Origin of the sequence: Pseudobutyrivibrio sp. AR14, from assembly GCF_900101325.1 — a bacterium.
GTDB lineage: Bacteria > Bacillota > Clostridia > Lachnospirales > Lachnospiraceae > Pseudobutyrivibrio.
Genome location: NZ_FMUY01000005.1, coordinates 123,253 through 139,502, shown reverse-complemented (window position 1 = coordinate 139,502; position 16,250 = coordinate 123,253). Strand labels below are relative to the sequence as shown.

14 protein-coding genes are annotated in these 16,250 nt (G+C 40.9%); 10 read left to right on the top strand and 4 right to left on the bottom strand.

The window, feature by feature from the left end:
* Window positions 1–106: 106 nt before the first annotated feature.
* The 3 genes from BLP50_RS06130 (at window position 107) to BLP50_RS06120 (ending at window position 3,901) form a co-directional block, all read left to right on the top strand.
* Window positions 107–1,732 (top strand): Mbeg1-like protein, encoded by a 1,626-nt coding sequence (locus BLP50_RS06130; RefSeq protein WP_090152597.1) that lies wholly within the window; start codon window positions 107–109, stop codon window positions 1,730–1,732.
* A gap of 98 nt (window positions 1,733–1,830) precedes the next feature.
* Window positions 1,831–2,715 (top strand): DUF3737 family protein, encoded by an 885-nt coding sequence (locus BLP50_RS06125; RefSeq protein ID WP_176753701.1) that lies wholly within the window; start codon window positions 1,831–1,833, stop codon window positions 2,713–2,715.
* 16 nt (window positions 2,716–2,731) lie between these two features.
* Complete coding sequence (locus BLP50_RS06120) at window positions 2,732–3,901, top strand: MalY/PatB family protein (protein ID WP_090152592.1); 1,170 nt, start codon at window positions 2,732–2,734, stop codon at window positions 3,899–3,901.
* Between the two features lie 65 nt (window positions 3,902–3,966).
* On the opposite strand, the gene BLP50_RS06115 is transcribed toward BLP50_RS06120, so the two are convergent.
* On the bottom strand, window positions 3,967–4,305 hold the full coding sequence (locus BLP50_RS06115) for a PqqD family protein (RefSeq protein ID WP_090152590.1): 339 nt from the start codon (window positions 4,303–4,305) through the stop codon (window positions 3,967–3,969).
* Window positions 4,295–6,175, bottom strand: a complete 1,881-nt coding sequence (locus tag BLP50_RS06110; RefSeq protein WP_090152587.1) for an OPT family oligopeptide transporter — start codon at window positions 6,173–6,175, stop codon at window positions 4,295–4,297. Before BLP50_RS06110 ends, BLP50_RS06115 begins: the two co-directional genes overlap by 11 nt.
* Before the next feature lie 294 nt (window positions 6,176–6,469).
* On the opposite strand from BLP50_RS06110, the gene BLP50_RS06105 reads away from it, so the two are divergent.
* The gene (locus tag BLP50_RS06105; RefSeq protein WP_090152584.1) at window positions 6,470–6,664 is read left to right on the top strand and encodes a hypothetical protein; all 195 of its coding nucleotides are present in this window, start codon (window positions 6,470–6,472) and stop codon (window positions 6,662–6,664) included.
* A gap of 46 nt (window positions 6,665–6,710) precedes the next feature.
* Here the strand turns inward: BLP50_RS06105 and BLP50_RS06100 are convergent, their stop codons facing one another.
* Together BLP50_RS06100 and BLP50_RS06095 are read right to left on the bottom strand one after the other, a co-directional pair.
* A complete protein-coding gene (locus tag BLP50_RS06100) occupies window positions 6,711–6,995 on the bottom strand; it encodes a hypothetical protein (RefSeq protein WP_090152581.1) in 285 nt (94 codons plus the stop codon).
* Between the two features lie 12 nt (window positions 6,996–7,007).
* Window positions 7,008–7,253, bottom strand: a complete 246-nt coding sequence (locus BLP50_RS06095) for a helix-turn-helix domain-containing protein (RefSeq protein WP_090152578.1) — start codon at window positions 7,251–7,253, stop codon at window positions 7,008–7,010.
* A gap of 152 nt (window positions 7,254–7,405) precedes the next feature.
* Here BLP50_RS06095 and BLP50_RS06090 point away from each other — a divergent pair, with 152 nt between their 5' ends.
* The 6 genes from BLP50_RS06090 (at window position 7,406) to BLP50_RS06065 (ending at window position 16,247) form a co-directional block, all read left to right on the top strand.
* Complete coding sequence (locus BLP50_RS06090) at window positions 7,406–7,612, top strand: hypothetical protein (RefSeq protein ID WP_090152576.1); 207 nt, start codon at window positions 7,406–7,408, stop codon at window positions 7,610–7,612.
* Window positions 7,613–7,647: 35 nt separating this feature from the next.
* Window positions 7,648–8,934: a glycoside hydrolase family 5 protein gene (locus tag BLP50_RS06085; protein ID WP_090152573.1), complete on the top strand. Its 1,287-nt coding sequence runs from the start codon at window positions 7,648–7,650 to the stop codon at window positions 8,932–8,934.
* Complete coding sequence (locus BLP50_RS06080; RefSeq protein ID WP_090152569.1) at window positions 8,924–10,717, top strand: aminopeptidase P family protein; 1,794 nt, start codon at window positions 8,924–8,926, stop codon at window positions 10,715–10,717. The genes BLP50_RS06085 and BLP50_RS06080 overlap by 11 nt, the downstream gene beginning before the upstream one ends.
* Before the next feature lie 45 nt (window positions 10,718–10,762).
* Window positions 10,763–13,465: a DNA polymerase I gene (gene polA / locus BLP50_RS06075; protein WP_090152566.1), complete on the top strand. Its 2,703-nt coding sequence runs from the start codon at window positions 10,763–10,765 to the stop codon at window positions 13,463–13,465.
* Window positions 13,466–13,570: 105 nt separating this feature from the next.
* Window positions 13,571–14,173, top strand: coding sequence for a dephospho-CoA kinase (gene coaE / locus BLP50_RS06070; RefSeq protein ID WP_090152563.1), 603 nt, complete (start codon window positions 13,571–13,573; stop codon window positions 14,171–14,173).
* 4 nt (window positions 14,174–14,177) lie between these two features.
* A complete protein-coding gene (locus tag BLP50_RS06065) occupies window positions 14,178–16,247 on the top strand; it encodes a cell division FtsA domain-containing protein (protein ID WP_090152560.1) in 2,070 nt (689 codons plus the stop codon).
* Window positions 16,248–16,250: the final 3 nt, after the last annotated feature.

The window sequence follows — 16,250 nt, the reverse complement described above, 5'->3', positions numbered from 1 at the left end:
TATAATCAATCCAATCACAGAAATTTAAGAAAAAGTTTATTGTATTTAATAATTAATATAGGTACTATTTTCTTAAAGCGTATATTATTCGCTGGAAGGGATTATTATGGATGGTGTTTTTGATTATATAAAATGGTACGGTGAGTTTTCCTTTGAAGACAAGGCTCTTACAGAGGTAGACAATTTTATCCTTACAAAAATTGCATATTTGATAATAGAAGGAATCGAGTTTGACAAGCCTCATAGATTTAGGGATGTTGTGAAAAAATTGGAGGCTACTTGCGGTATTAGAGGCTGTTTTTACGGCAAGGAGCAGATAGTTATTGATGCTGCCAATTCCAAAAGATATGGGGATATGTATGTCAGCAACTATTTAGATATATACGACCAGAGTATTTCTGCCCAGTTTGCAGCCATGACATTTGATCTGACAGATGATGTGAGATTTGTAGCATATCGTGGTACTGATGAGACTTTGGCAGGTTGGAAAGAGGATTTCATGATAAGCTTTATGGAGACAGAAGCTCAGAAGAAGTCCTTAGAGTATTTGAAAGATAGTTTTGATGGAGTTCACAAGGTATACGTAGGTGGCCACAGCAAAGGAGGCAATCTAGCTCTCTATGCGGCAGCCCATCTGGAGGATGAGGAGCTTCAAAAGCAGCTTAAATACGTATATATCAATGACGGACCAGGTCTTTGCCCAGAGGTTTGCGACAATACCTGCGTAGCCCGTATTAAGAATAAAGCTATGAGATTTATGCCGGAGTATTCTGTCTTTGGCAAGCTTTTTGAGGAGACTCAGATTCCTGGGAAGATAGTAAAAAGTAGCGCAGAGGGTGTGGCTCAGCACGATTGCGTAAGCTGGGCAGTTGACCATGGTAATCCAGACTACAGCGATAGCTTTTCTCCGGGAAGTGTTTTTATAAATCAGATTCTAGATCAGTGGATTGAAAGTGTTAACAATGAAAGACGTATAAGTTTTGTAAACAATCTATTCAACTCCATAGAAAAAAGTGGTTATACCACAACCACTGAGATTATGGAAAAGGGACCTTTTGCCATTGAAAAGATACTTATTAAGCTTCTAGCTCTTGATAAAAAGACCGTTAGAACTCTTATGAAGCTTCCTGTCACAGCAGCTTTAGATAGGGCTCCGGATGAAGAAAAGGTCAATATTATTCGCAAAAAGGTTAAGAAAAAAGAGTGGCTGTCATCAATATGTATGATTTTGCTTAGCGTCATTCTTTTTATGGTGCCTGAATATATACTTCAGGTGGGCATTAGTCTAGTATTGCTTGCCATAATTCTTTTTGAAATAGGCGTTACTATCAGACACTTGTACAAGGCAGGGGGGAACCTGCAGGAGGAATCGGGGCGAGTCTATGTATGCATTGTAATGATAGGCGTATACGCGATGCTTCTAGTTAAAGAGGATGCACTTTTCTTTATAGGAAGTGTGGCTATTGGCGTGGCATTCTTGTTCTGGGCCTATAGAAATGCCATAGCTTACAAGAATTTGTGTGCTAACACAGAGAAAAAGGACCAGCGACTGGAAAAGGTAAAATTACTTGTAGAAATTGTTGTTTTAATTATCCTAAGTGCCTTTATTTTTGTGGCGCCAAAGGATACACTTACTTGGTATATGACTTTCCTTGCAGTAGTTTTTCTGGTTGACGGAATTGTAAACCTGATAATAGTTTTGCGAAATTTAATTTTACAAAATCGAAAATAGGTGTTACAATATCTCTGACTTCATGTGGAATTATTTAGGAAACAGTCCACAGGAATCTGGCATGGCCAGAAAGCTTTTTTGGAGGTTATATTAAGGAAATGAAAGAGTATAGAGAAGAGTTTTTTAAGGGTGAAAGAGCGCTTTTTGCAGTAGATGGCGCCAAGATATATGACTGCATTTTTGACGAGGGTGAGTCACCACTAAAGGAGAGCAAAAATGTAGAGATATATAATTCTCAATTCAAATATAAATACCCAGTTTGGTATTCTAACAATGTTCTGATTCAAAACTGTAATTGGCTTGAGATGGGACGTTCCGGAGTTTGGTACACCAATAACATTACAGTTAAGGACTCTCTTATTACAGCACCAAAGAATTTCCGCAGATGTGACGGAGTAACACTCGATAATGTTTCTCTTACAAATGCGGAGGAGACATTCTGGAATTGCAAAAATATTACTCTTAAAAATGTCAATGCCAAGGGTCATTATTTTGCAATGAACTCCGAGAATATTCAGGTTGATGGCCTCAGACTTGACGGTAATTATTCTTTTGATGGTGCTAAAAATATCACTATCAGAAATTCAGTTTTACTTTCTAAGGATTCATTCTGGAATGCAGAGAATGTAACTGTTTACGATTCTTATATCTGTGGTGAGTACTTAGGTTGGAATTCAAAGAATCTTACATTTGTAAATTGTACAATCGAAAGTCTCCAGGGACTTTGCTATATTGATACTATTACAATGAAAAACTGCAAGTTGATTAATACAACTTTAGCATTTGAATATGCTAAGAATATTGATGCAGAGATAACAAATAAAATAGACAGTGTATTTAATCCAGAAAGCGGAGAGATTAAGGCGGCAGAGATTAAGACACTTATCGTTGAAAAGGATCAGGTAGACCCATCTAATACTAAGATTACATGTGATGCAATCGGCGAGAAGCAGGATGTGGTTGAATGGAGACGAACTAACTAGAACTGGAGGCATATATATGGGAAAATACGATTTTGATAAGCAGATTGATAGACGAGGCAGCGGTTCTTTAAAGTGGGATGTGGCTGAAAACGAGCTTCCTATGTGGGTGGCTGATATGGATTTTCAGGCTGCTCCTGAGATTAGAGAGGCTCTTAGTGCAAAAATAGAGCACGGTGTTTTTGGCTATTCTGATTTAGTTCCAGAGTGGTATAGCGCTTATCAAAATTGGTGGAAGAATCGCCATAATTTTACAATCCAAAAGGAATGGCTGGTTTTCTCCACAGGTGTAATTCCATCTCTTTCTTCGATTGTTAGAAAGCTTACTACACCTAATGAAAAGGTTATCCTACAGACGCCGGTTTACAATATTTTCTTTAACAGCATTGTAAATAACGGCTGTAAGCCTCTTGAGAATCCATTGAAATATGAGAATGGAGAGTATTCAATGGACTTTGAGGACCTAGAGGAAAAGATGGCTAATCCACAGGCTACTCTTATGTTTTTGTGCAACCCACAGAACCCAGCATCTAAAATCTGGGATAGAGAGACTTTGGCAAAAGTGGGTGAGCTTGCCAAGAAATACGGAGTAGTTGTTGTTTCAGACGAGATTCACTGCGATATTACAGCCCCTGGTACTGAGTACATTCCTTTTGCATCAGTATCTGAGGATTGCGCGATGAACAGTATTACCTGCATTGCACCTACTAAGGCGTTTAATATTGCCGGACTTCAGACATCAGCTGTTTTTTCTGCTAATCCTTTCCTTAGACACAAGGTATGGAGAGCACTTAATACTGACGAGGTTGCAGAGCCAAATGTATTTGCGCAGACTGCTACAATTGCTGCCTTTACTAAGGGGGCAGATTGGCTTGATGAGATGCGTCAGTATGTATTTGAAAATAGAAAGATAGTAGAGGATTATGTGGCAAAGGAAATCCCTGGTATTTCTGTTGTAAAGGGGGATGCGACATACCTAGTTTGGATTGATATTAAATCACTTGGCAAATCAAGCGATGAGGTGGCTCATTTCATCAGAAAGGAAACAGGATTATATATCACCGAGGGTATTGAATACGGTGAGGCCGGCAGATACTTCCTTAGAATGAATGTTGCCTGTCCAAAAGCTACTCTTATGGATGGACTAGAACGCTTGAAAGCTGGAATAAACATGATTAACGCGCATTAATTAATATTGTGTGAACAACTATTAAAAATAAGACCCTAGCGCTTGCTAGGGTCTTACCTATTTAACTATTCAACTTTGTGTATGAAATTAAGCTGGTCTAGTCGCTTCATGTAGGTGCTGAGGCGCTCATAAAGAGGCTCTGCTTCATCACCGAATTTATCGTGGACTAGAAGGCCTATGTCATAGATGCTGCGTTTGCCATCGATAGAAGAGAAGATAAAACTTCCAAGTCCTTCTAAAGTGATATGGCTAACAGCCGGCTTTTTGAAAAACTTCTGAGCTATACGATTGGTAAAGCCCTTATTTTCCATTTCTACAACTACCTGTCCCGATTCATTTGTGGACCAGGACAAGTCTTCTTTTATAGCATATACAAAATCTAAATAATTGTTATTATTTTTCATTCTTTTTTCCCATTGCTGACTTTAAAACAGCTGCTGATACAAGGATGATAAGAATAAGTGCTGGGATATTTCCTGTAGGAATTACCGCGCTTAAGTTCATAGCATCTGTAAGACCAGTTACTGTAAGGATAGCAAGTAATACACCTACGATACCCTCACCAGCGATAAGACCTGAGCAGAAGAGGATACCCTTTCCTGACTCATCGTTCTGAGCACCGAACTTCTTGTCAGCAAACTTTCTGATGAGACCACCAATCATGATTGTTGAAGAAAGCTCAAGTGGAAGGTAGAGACCGATTGAAACAGGAAGTGCTGCAATACCAAGGATTTCAACAACGATTGAAATAAATGCACCGATGAAAATAAGTGCCCATGGAAGCTTGCCGTTCATAACACCTTCGATGATCATCTTCATCATTGTAGCCTGTGGAGCTGCAAGAGCATCTGAACCAAAGCCATATGCTGAATCAAGAAGAATCATAACACCACCGATTGCAAGAGCTGCTGCGATAGTACCGAAGATCTCACCGATCTGCTGCTTCTTAGGTGTAGCACCAAGGATGTAACCTGTCTTTAAATCCTGTGATGTATCACCAGCCATACATGCTGCAATACAGATAACAGAACCGATTGCGATAGCACCCTGCATACCGTGTACGCCTGTGTCGCCAAGAACCTTAAGGATGATTGTTGCAATAAGGATAGTAGCGATTGTCATACCTGAAACTGGGTTGTTTGAGCTACCTACAAGACCAACCATACGTGAGCTTACGGCACTGAAGAAGAAACCGAAGATTACGATGATGATTGCACCAACTAATGTAACAGGTACTGCAGGTACAAGCCAGATTGCAAGGATAAGTAAAAGGATTCCGCCAAGTACTACGCGGATATCTAAATCAAGAGCTGTACGCTCGCTAGAAGTCTGACCAGCTGTCTTGATGCTCTTGATAGAAGCTACGAAAGTTCTAACAATAAGTGGAAGTGTCTTGATCAAGCTGATGATACCAGCTGAAGCAACGGCACCAGCACCGATGTACTTGATGTAGTTAGACCAGATTGCTGCAGCACCGCTTGTAGCATAAAGCTCAGCTACTGAAACGCTTGCAGGATACATAACGATGTCACCACCGAATGTAACGATTGCTGGGATAAGTACGAACCATCCAAGGATACCACCGGCAAACATGTAAGCAGAAATCTTAGGTCCGCAGATATAACCTACAGAAACAAGAGCAGGATAAACCTCTGCTGAGAATTCTGTCTTAAGTGCCTCGATTTTAACTGTGAATACGCTCTGGATAGCAACGAGACCATCAACTACGAATTTAACAATAGCACCGATTCCCATACCAAGGAATACTGCCTTAGCAGAAGAACCACCTTCCTCACCGGCAAGAAGAACCTCTGCACAAGCTGTTCCTTCTGGATAAGGAAGAACACCGTGCTCCTGTACAATAAGTGCGCTACGAAGTGGTACCATGAAGAATACTCCAAGTAAACCACCGAAGAGGGCGATTACTGTAATAGTAACAAGTGAAGGAGTGTCCATTACACCTTCCTTTGCCCAAATGAAAAGTGCTGGCATTGTAAAGATTGCACCAGCTGCAAGTGACTCGCCGGCTGAACCGACTGTCTGTACCATGTTACTCTCAAGGATTGAATCCTTTCTCATGATAACACGGATAACCGCCATTGAAATAACGGCTGCTGGGATAGATGCAGATACTGTCATACCTACACGAAGTCCCAAATAAGCATTCGCTGCACCGAAGATAACGGCTAAGAGGATACCCATGATTATAGATGTAGGTGTCATCTCTGGTGTTATTTCACTGGCAGGAATATAAGGTTTGAATTCCTCATTCATGTCATATACTCTCCTTTATTTTTAAATATCGGTTTAAATTATACCGACACTTTAAAGTGTTTGCAATTTGATGTATTAAAGCGCTAAAGCAAAACTTAAATTCACATTTGAGAAATATGACTCAAACCCGCGAAAAAATCACGAAAAGTTCACAATTAAAAAGTGGACTTTTCAGGGCCTAGAGGGTAATATAAAACATGTTCGTGACGACATAATAAATGTAGGGTAAAAAGTCGTCTTAGACGGACATGTAACAAAAGTAGGGCTTATTAATTGAATAGGGGAGGCACGAGAATGACAGTAGGTGAGATCATTACATGCACAGGACCAGAAGATTTGTACAGAAAAGCTGAGGACTTGCTTCTGAGTGGTATCAAGACAGTGTTTGTTGCGCGAAACACTCTCAAGATCGTAAGCATGCCAGCTTCAGATAAATTGGGTTCATCAAATATTACTGTATTGCAAAAGAAATCATTAAGCATAGCCTAAAGAAAAAGAGTGATGTTTTCATCACTCTTTTTTACTTATGCTAGTATTAAATTACGTTGAGCTTAAGTCTGTTGTAGTCTCGCTCCTCAAGAAGGTCCAAGATACGACGGGCTCTAGAGTACTGAGTCCTATTGATGGAGATAATGCAGACTCGGCTTGCTCCATTGTAAATTCTGCGTCTAAAGAAAGGAACCCTGCGCCATGACTTAGTGAAAGCAACTGACTGCTCTAAAAGCAACTCAGAGGTTCTGTTAGATACGATTCTATTAGTGGTTCTACAAAGGACCACATCATTTCCGATATTCTTTGAAAGTTTTGGCTTCTTATTCATATGTCCTGTCCTTTAGTTTAAATGAATGTCTATTTTTTTCCCCATTGAATTGGCAACCTTCACCAGAAAATCCAGGGATGGATTGTATTTGCCGCTCTCCATACGGGAGATATTGGACTTTTTGGTGCCGGCTATGTCAGCCAGTGCTGACTGAGTCATATTAAGCTGGTGGCGGGTGTCACGAAGCTCCTTAGCGATGGAATTACGAGCCGCTAATGCCTGGGGCGTGACAACTCCATCTGAATATCGATTCTTCATGGCATACCTCAGTTTTATATTATTAAGTTATCATATATGATAACACAAGACAATAGTATTCACAACAAAAACATCCTTTTTTTAATAGGTGGAATGTACTATAATCTTTACTGAGATATTTTTTAATTTTTTAAATAGAAAGAGGTTTTAATATGTACGATTTAACAGGAAAAACAATTGTAGAAATCAAAGATTATGTTAATTCCCTCAGCAACGAGGAGTTAGATAAGTTTATAGAAGAAGTTGATTTTGCAGATTATGATTTTGATCTTGAGGCATTAGATTTACTTACAAGTTCTAGACTTTACGATTACATTCAGTATTCACACGGCGGAGAGGCTGAGATTACTTTCGACTAAAATTTTGACTTGAATCATTTGATGTGGAGGTTGTTATGGTTTCTAAGAAAAAGAAATTTGGTGCATTTATATTTGCAGTGATTTTTTCCATAGCTATAGTAGGTGGCATTTTTGGAGTTTGTTATTACAAGGGGATAGTTTCATATCCTTGGCAGATTAAGAATGTTACCTCTGCTGATAATACCATCGCTTTCTCTAAGGAAGAGACAGTATCAGAACCTGAGGAAGTAGTAGTGGAGGAGAAGCCAGAGGTTAAGCCTAGTGTAGAGACAGAGGAGACTAAGCCAGAGCCTGAGACTACTGTAGAGGAGCCAGAGACCACTGAAGAAGAGCAGGATGTTGATTTTGATTCATTGCTTTCAGAGGATGGCATTGCTAATACTGGTGTGAAAATGGACTATTACGGTGCACTTTCTGTATCAGATGGCAAGCTTGTAGACTCACATGGCAAGGAAGTACAGCTTACTGGTATCAGTACCCACGGAATCAATTGGTTCCCTGAGTTTGCTACATCTGAGACTATTGCAAGCCTTAGAAACAATTTTGGAATCAATGTTATCCGTCTTGCTATGTATACTAGCGATTACAACGGATACTGTGTTGGTGGCAGTGACAATCAAAAGGATTTGATGGACAAAATTTGTAGCGCAGTTGATGCTGCTACAGAGAATGATATGTATGTAATCATTGATTGGCATACATTAAACGATGAGAATCCTAACACATACAAGGCAGAGTCTATACAGTTCTTTGGCGAGATGGTTCGCAAATATAAGGGTAATGACAATGTAATATACGAAATCTGCAACGAGCCTAATGGTGATACTACATGGTCAGATATTAAATCATACGCTAAGGAAGTTATTCCAGTAATCAGAAACGTAGATTCTGATGCTGTTATTTTGGTGGGCACACCTGAGTGGTCTAGCGATTTAGAGTCAGTTCAGGATGATCCGCTTAATTTCAAAAATATCATGTATACATATCATTTCTATGCAGCAAGCCACAAGGATGATGCTAGAGCGGAGCTGGAGAGCGCCCTTGAGGCAGGCCTTCCAGTGTTCATTTCCGAGTATGGACTTGTGTCTGCAGATGGCAACGGAAGTGTTGACACTAAGGAAGCAAAAAAATGGTATGACCTTATAGACGAGTATAAATTATCATCATGTATCTGGAATCTTTCCAATAAGGACGAGGGCTCAGCTCTCATTAGCGCAGATTGCCAGAGTACATTAGATTGGAAATATGAGGACCTTTCAGAGGAGGGCAAGTATTTCTTCGACAAACTTTCAGAGGGGAACAAAACAGAAAATGACAACTAACGAGAAAATTGCAAAGCTCAGAGAATTAATGAGTGGAAGGGGGATTGATATGTACCTTATCCCTACAGATGACTTCCATTCTTCAGAATATGTTGGAGAGCATTTTAAGGCTCGCAGCTTTATTACAGGATTTACAGGTTCTGCTGGCACAGCAATTATAACTAAGACAGAGGCACACCTTTGGGTTGATGGACGTTATTTCGTTCAGGCTGCCAAGCAGATAGCTGATTCAGAGATTATTCTTGAGAGAATCGGTGAGCCAGGTGTTCCAGAAATAGATGAATTCATCGAAAAACATTTTGAAGAGGCGGGTTGCCTTGGATTTGACGGCAGATGTGTTTCTGCTAAAAATGCAGCTAAGTATTATGATATTGCAACTGAAAAGCAGGGTACACTTTTTACAACAGAGGATTTGGTAAATATCATTTGGGAGGACAGACCAGAACTTCCAAAGGCTACTACTTGGGTGCTTGAGGATGAGTACTCAGGAGAGAGCATGCAGGCTAAGATATACCGCATCCGAGACAAGATGAAAAAGAAAAAGGCTGATGCACACCTTATTTCAAGCCTTTATGATATAGCATACATTTTAAATATCAGAGGAAATGACATTGAAAATGTTCCTGTATTTTTGTCTTTCCTTCTTATTACAGACGATAGTGTAATTCTCTTTACAGACACAACTAACTGGCCTGAGGAGGTTATGAGTTATCTCAATGACAATAGCGTCAAGCTCTATCCTTACAATATGGTATATCACTATATGCAGAGTGCTGATATGGCTGACAGAAGAGTTCTTCTGGATGAGAGCCTTATTAATTACAACATTGTCAAGGAGCTTAAGGGCTCAGCTAAAATCATCGATGGCAAGAACCCATCTGAGCTTATGCGTGCTATTAAGAATGAGACAGAGATTAAGAATACTAAAATAGCTCATATTAAGGATGGCGTTGCCTGCACAAAGGCAATTAAATATATAAAGGAAAATATTGGCAAGGTGCCAATGACAGAGATTACTGCTTCTGATTATTATGAAGCTAGAAGAAGAGAGCAGGAGAATTTCCTGGATCTTTCATTTGGTACAATCTCTGCCTATGGCGGCAATGCTGCTATGATGCACTATAGTGCTAAGCCAGGCTCAGAGGCTACTCTTAAGCCAGAGGGATTCTTACTTGTTGATTCAGGAGCACACTACCTTGAGGGTACTACTGATATCACTCGTACAATTGCTCTTGGACCACTTACTCAGCAGATGAAAGAGTACTATACTGTAGTGCTTCGTTGCCATTTGAGACTTCTTGCTGCTAATTTTCCTAAGGGTGTTACAGGAGCCAACTTGGATGTGCTTTCACGTGGACCTGTTTGGGATATGGGACTTGATTATCGCTGTGGTACAGGCCATGGTGTTGGACATATTTTAAATGTTCACGAGGGACCTAATAATTTCCGTTGGAGAGTACCAAAGGGACAGAATGCTGCAGAGCTTGTGCCAGGTATGATTACAACAGATGAGCCAGGTCTTTATATAGAGGATGGATTTGGCATCCGAATTGAAAATGAGCTTCTTTGCGTGGCTGGTGAGACTACAGAGTACGGCGACTTCCGTCACTTTGAGGCAATCACATATTGCCCAATCGATCTTGATCCAGTTATACCTGAGATGATGACAGAGGCAGAGAAGAAGACTCTCAACGATTACCATGCCATGGTTCGTGATACTCTTAAGCCATACCTTACTGATGAGGAATATGCATGGTTGGTTAGTGAGACTAGAGATATATAAAGCAGCTTTTAGCTGTAACGAACATGGTTTATAGAGGATGATGATATGAAGTTACTTTTAATGGATGGTCACAGCATCTTAAATAGAGCTTATTATGGATTACCAGACTTAACAAATAGCGCCGGAGAACACACCGGCGCCATTTTTGGTTTTCTTAATATGATGTTTAAATTTATCGAGGATGAGCAGCCAGATAATTTTGCTGTTGCCTTTGATGTACATGCGCCTACATTTAGACACAAGATGTACGACGCCTACAAGGGAACAAGAAAGCCTATGGACCCTGAACTTAGAGAGCAGGTGCCTCGTATTCAGGAGATTCTCAAGGCTATGGGAGTTCCTGTAATTACAATGGAAGGCTGGGAGGCTGATGATATCCTAGGTACACTTTCTCGCATAGGTCAGGAAAAGGGCATGGATGTGACAATTGTCTCTGGAGATAGAGACTTGCTCCAGCTTGCCACAGACAAAATAAAGATTTCTATCCCAAAGACCAAAAAGACAGGTACAGAAATAGAGAACTATTTTGCTAAGGATTTTGAGCAAGCTTACGGAGTTACTCCAAAGCAATACATAGACGTAAAGGCTCTTATGGGAGATTCATCTGATAATATTCCGGGAGTTGCAGGTATTGGTGAGAAGACAGCCTTTAAGTGGATTGCTCAGTATGGCTCTATCGAAGAGTGCCACGCCCATGTTTCAGAGATGAAAAAGGCTAAGGTGGTTGATAATTTTATAGAGCAGTGGGATACAGCAGTTCTTTCCAAGGAGCTTGCCACTATCAATCTCAACGCTCCAATAGAATTAGAAGAGGGCTCTACAAAGCTTGGCAATCTATTTACCGAAGAGGCATATTTGCTCTGTAAGAGATATGAGCTTAAAAAGCTTCTTCCTAGATTTGAAAATACAGATACCGCAAGTGTTACAGACAACACTGCTGATAGCTTTAAGCGTGTCAATGATTTCTCAGAAGTAGAGACATTCTTTGAGGATATTAAAAAGACAGGTAAGGCCTTTATCGGTGCCAGCATTATGGCAGGGGATGATAAGGTGATTCGCGGAGCAGCACTTTCTGACGGAGAGAGCACTGTTTACGTAGAATGTCAGGGATTTATTTCTGCAGATTATCTGTGCCACAAGTTAATGGAAATTTGCAAGGCCGGTGTGAGACTGTGCTTTTGGGATTTGAAAAATGTAATGCACCTGATTACTAATATTTTGTCAGATGATGAGAAAAAGGCAGTTATGGAAAAGGGCGGTAAGTCCCAGATTTTCCCTAATGCAGTTGATGTTTCAGTTGCAGCTTACCTTCTTAATCCTACTAAAAAGGAATACACAGCTGATGATGTAGCAAATGAGATGCTTGGGATTATCATTCCAGCGGCAGCTGATTTATTTGGCAAGAAAAAGCTGAAGGACGCTCTTTTAGATGATAGCTTACTTGAGGCTGTTACCACATATGCTTGCTACGAGGCTTACGTTGCATATGGGGCCTTTGAAAAGGTGATGGCAGAGATCGAAGCAGCTGGCATGGGACATATATTTACAGATATCGAGATGCCACTTCTCTATACTCTTTTTGATATGGAGATTCAGGGTATCGCCATGGACAAGGAAGCGTTGGCTCAGTTCAGCCAGAAGCTTTCCACCAGAATAGAGGAGCTTGAAAAGGATATATACGCCCAGGCTGGTGAGGAATTTAACATTAATTCTCCTAAGCAGCTTGGTGTGGTTTTGTTTGAGAAAATGGGAATAGAGGGGGGCAAGAAGACCAAGACTGGTTATTCTACTGCAGCAGATGTGCTTGAGGAGCTGGCTCCTGCCAACCCAATCATTGGTAGCATCCTAGAGTATAGACAGCTTGCCAAACTTAAGAGCACATACGCAGATGGATTGCAGCCATGTGTTGGCGAAGATGGCAGAGTTCACTCTACTTTTATGCAGACAGTTACTGCCACAGGACGCATCAGTTCTATCGAGCCAAACCTTCAAAATATCCCTATTAGAATGGAGCTTGGCAAGGAAATCAGAAGAGTATTTTATCCAAAGGATGGATGCGTGTTCTTAGATGCGGATTATTCGCAGATTGAGCTTAGAGTGCTTGCACATATGTCAGGGGATGACAATCTTATCGGAGCTTTTAAGGCAGGGCAGGATATTCATCGTTCTACTGCATCACTTGTATTTAACACTCCATTTGATCAGGTTACTGACTTACAGCGCCGCAGCGCCAAGGCTGTTAATTTTGGAATAGTGTACGGTATCAGCGCATTTGGTCTTGCTAAGGATATTGGAGTTGGGCGCAAAGAGGCACAGGAATATATAGATAATTATCTTAAGGCATACCCTAAGATGCATACATTCCTTGAAGGACTCAAGTCAAGTGCCAAGGAAAAGGGCTATGCAGTTACACTATATGGAAGACGTCGTCCTGTTCCAGAGCTTAACTCATCTAATTTTATGAACAGACAGTTTGGTGAGAGAGTGGCTATGAATTCTCCTATTCAGGGAACTGCAGCTGACATTATCAAAATCGCCATGGTCAAGGTTCATGACAGACTTTTGGCAGAGGGACTTAAGTCCAAGCTCTTGCTTCAGGTTCACGATGAACTTCTAGTTGAAACATATATCGACGAGCAGGAAAAAGTGGAATCTGTTATTAGAGAAGAGATGGAAAATGCAGCTGAGCTTTCTGTTAAATTAGAGATAGATATGAACGAAGGCTCTAACTGGCTGGAGGCTCATTAAAAGCAAGTGATTTCTGCAACTTGATTGCAGAAACGCTTGCCACAGCAGGCCCATTGCCGCAGGCAATTTGCATGGGCCTAGCTTTCCCGTATGCAGGAGTAATGTATGTATTTTATAGGTATAACCGGAGGCGTAGGTGCTGGCAAGAGCACAGTGCTTACCCTTCTTAAGGAAAATTTCAACTGCAAGGTACTGCTGGCTGATGAGGTGGCGGCCCAGCTTATGACACCAGGACACCAGTGCTTTGACAGAGTTGTGGCACTGGGCTGGCCGGAGAGCATTTTAGATGCTCAGGGTCAAATAGACAGACCTAAGATGGCTAGGTTTATGTTTGAGGATAATGACTTAAGACAGCAGGTCAATTCTATTGTTCATCCCGCTGTTGAGGCTGAAGTACTAAATCAGGTAGAATGTGAGCGGCACAGGCACAATATAGAGTACTTTTTCTTTGAGGCTGCATTGCTCATAGAATGTGGTTATGGTAAACTTGTGGATGAGATGTGGTATGTTTTTGCCACCGTTGAAATCAGAGAAAAGCGTCTTATGGAATCCAGAGGGTACTCTAAGGAACGCATTGCAAATATGATTGCATGTCAGCGAAGCGATGAAAGTTTTAGAGCTAATTGCGATTTTGTCATCGACAATAGTGGTAGCCCACAGGAGACATTAGAGCAGCTTAGAAAATATATTAAGTCTAAAGGGGACTAAGTTTATGGAGAAGAAAGATATCGTTTTTGGTCTAGATATTGGTACTAGAAATGTTATTGGTACTGTAGGATATTTAGATGGCGAGGAATTTCACGTAATTGCCCAGAATCTTAAAGAACATGATACCAGAGCTATGCTTGATGGTCAGATTCATGATATCGGCAGAGTAGGAGCTACTTGTGAAGAGGTTAAAAAGGAGCTTCAGGAGCAGACAGGTCTTACTCTTTCGGAAGTATGTATAGCTGCCGCTGGTCGTGTACTTCGTACAATTACAACTCACGTGGAACTTGAGTTTCCTGAAGAGACAGTTGTTACTGGAGAGGATTTACATACCCTTGATATGCTTGGCATTGAGCAGGCCGGCAAGGAGATTAAGGGCGATGAAGACAATAAATACAAGTTTTTCTGCGTTGGATATTCTACTGTTAAATACTATTTAAATGGAGACCCATTCTCATCTCTTGAGGATCACAAGGCTGATGTTATCGGAGAGGATATTATTGTTACCTTCCTTCCTGAGGATGTTGTAGATGGTCTTTATTCTGCAGTTGGCAAGGCTGGACTTTCAGTTGCCAACCTTACACTGGAGCCTATTGCAGCTATTAATGTGGCTATTCCACAGAATTTCAGAATGCTTAATATTGCTCTTATTGATGTGGGAGCAGGTACATCTGATATCTGTGTGACTAAGGACGGCAGCATTATTGCTTATGGTATGATTCCTATGGCTGGAGACGAGCTTACTGAGGTGCTTGTACACGAGTTCCTTGTTGACTTCGCCACAGCGGAGACAATAAAGCGTGCATCAACTGAGGGGGGAGATATTACTTATGAGGATATCATGGGCATTTCTCACACTATTAAATCAGAGGATGTTTGGAAGCTTACAGACCCAATCATGAAAAAGATCGCTGCAGAGGTTGCTGCTAAAATTAAGGAGCTCAATGGCGACAAGTCAGTTTCAGCAGCATTCGTAGTAGGCGGTGGCGGCAAGATTCATGGATTTACAGATGCTCTTGCTGATGAGCTTAAGATAGTTAGCGAGCGTGTGGCTCTTCGAGGAGAAGAGGTTATGAAAAATATCATTTTTGAGCAGGATGATATTAAAAAGGATTCTCTTCTTGTTACACCAATCGGAATCTGCTTGAATTACTTTGAGACCAAGAACAACTTCATCATGATTCACTTCAATGGAGAGATGATGAAGCTCTATGATAATGGACAGCTTACAATTGTGGATGCTGCTATGCAGGCAGGATTTTCTGCTGAGCAGCTTTTCCCACGTCGTGGTCGAGAGATTAATTTCACAGTCAATGGCGTATCTCGAATGATTCGCGGTACAGAAGGGGAGTCAGCAGTTGTCAAGATGAACGGCAAGCCAGTTGGCATCAATACACCTCTTGAGTTCAATTGTGATATTGAGCTTACTCCATCTACCGTTGGAGCAGGAGGCAATGGAACAATAGCTGATTTGGCTGAGTTCACAACTGAGTATCTCTACTTTACAGTGTGCGGTCACAGAGTTAAGTGTCCTAAGTTTGTTGAGGTTAATGGTTCTATGGAGCCACCTACATACTCGGTAAAAGAGGGAGATGTTATTGAGACTCGTCCATTCTACACAGTAGGCCAGTTGGCTGAGTTTATGGATGTTAATGTGGATGAGCGTTACGAGATTTTGGTTAACAACCGTCCATCTAGCTTGGATTCTCTTGTATATGAGAATTTCGTTATCGATTGGACTACAACTACTCCAGTTGCCTTTGGAGACTACGAGGCAGAAGAAGGTGAGGGTCTTCCAGAGGACTTTGTTCCAACAGAGCCTGAGACAGTCTCAGATGTACACACTAAGATGAAAGACGAGCTTCTTGATATGCCTGTTACAATCAACGGCAAAAAGGTAACTCTTAAGGGCAAAAAGGAGTACATCTTCGTAGATATATATAATGTAATTGATTTTGACCCAAGCGAGAGCAATGGTCGTTCACTAATCACTATGATTAATGGACAAAAATGTGGATACTCTGACACACTTCAGGAAAATGATGAAGTGGAAATCAGATGGTCTTCTTTATAAAAC

Bases quoted from the DNA above. Each gene is read 5' to 3' on its own strand.
- BLP50_RS06065 (WP_090152560.1), top strand. From the start codon at position 14,178: ATGGAGAAGAAAGATATCGTTTTTGGTCTAGATATTGGTACTAGAAAT.
- BLP50_RS06085 (WP_090152573.1), top strand. From the start codon at position 7,648: ATGGTTTCTAAGAAAAAGAAATTTGGTGCATTTATATTTGCAGTGATT.
- BLP50_RS06110 (WP_090152587.1), bottom strand. From the start codon at position 6,175: ATGAATGAGGAATTCAAACCTTATATTCCTGCCAGTGAAATAACACCA.
- BLP50_RS06095 (WP_090152578.1), bottom strand. From the start codon at position 7,253: ATGAAGAATCGATATTCAGATGGAGTTGTCACGCCCCAGGCATTAGCG.
- BLP50_RS06125 (WP_176753701.1), top strand. From the start codon at position 1,831: ATGAAAGAGTATAGAGAAGAGTTTTTTAAGGGTGAAAGAGCGCTTTTT.
- BLP50_RS06105 (WP_090152584.1), top strand. From the start codon at position 6,470: ATGACAGTAGGTGAGATCATTACATGCACAGGACCAGAAGATTTGTAC.
- polA (WP_090152566.1), top strand. From the start codon at position 10,763: ATGAAGTTACTTTTAATGGATGGTCACAGCATCTTAAATAGAGCTTAT.
- BLP50_RS06100 (WP_090152581.1), bottom strand. From the start codon at position 6,995: ATGAATAAGAAGCCAAAACTTTCAAAGAATATCGGAAATGATGTGGTC.
- BLP50_RS06130 (WP_090152597.1), top strand. From the start codon at position 107: ATGGATGGTGTTTTTGATTATATAAAATGGTACGGTGAGTTTTCCTTT.
- BLP50_RS06080 (WP_090152569.1), top strand. From the start codon at position 8,924: ATGACAACTAACGAGAAAATTGCAAAGCTCAGAGAATTAATGAGTGGA.
- BLP50_RS06090 (WP_090152576.1), top strand. From the start codon at position 7,406: ATGTACGATTTAACAGGAAAAACAATTGTAGAAATCAAAGATTATGTT.
- BLP50_RS06120 (WP_090152592.1), top strand. From the start codon at position 2,732: ATGGGAAAATACGATTTTGATAAGCAGATTGATAGACGAGGCAGCGGT.
- coaE (WP_090152563.1), top strand. From the start codon at position 13,571: ATGTATTTTATAGGTATAACCGGAGGCGTAGGTGCTGGCAAGAGCACA.
- BLP50_RS06115 (WP_090152590.1), bottom strand. From the start codon at position 4,305: ATGAAAAATAATAACAATTATTTAGATTTTGTATATGCTATAAAAGAA.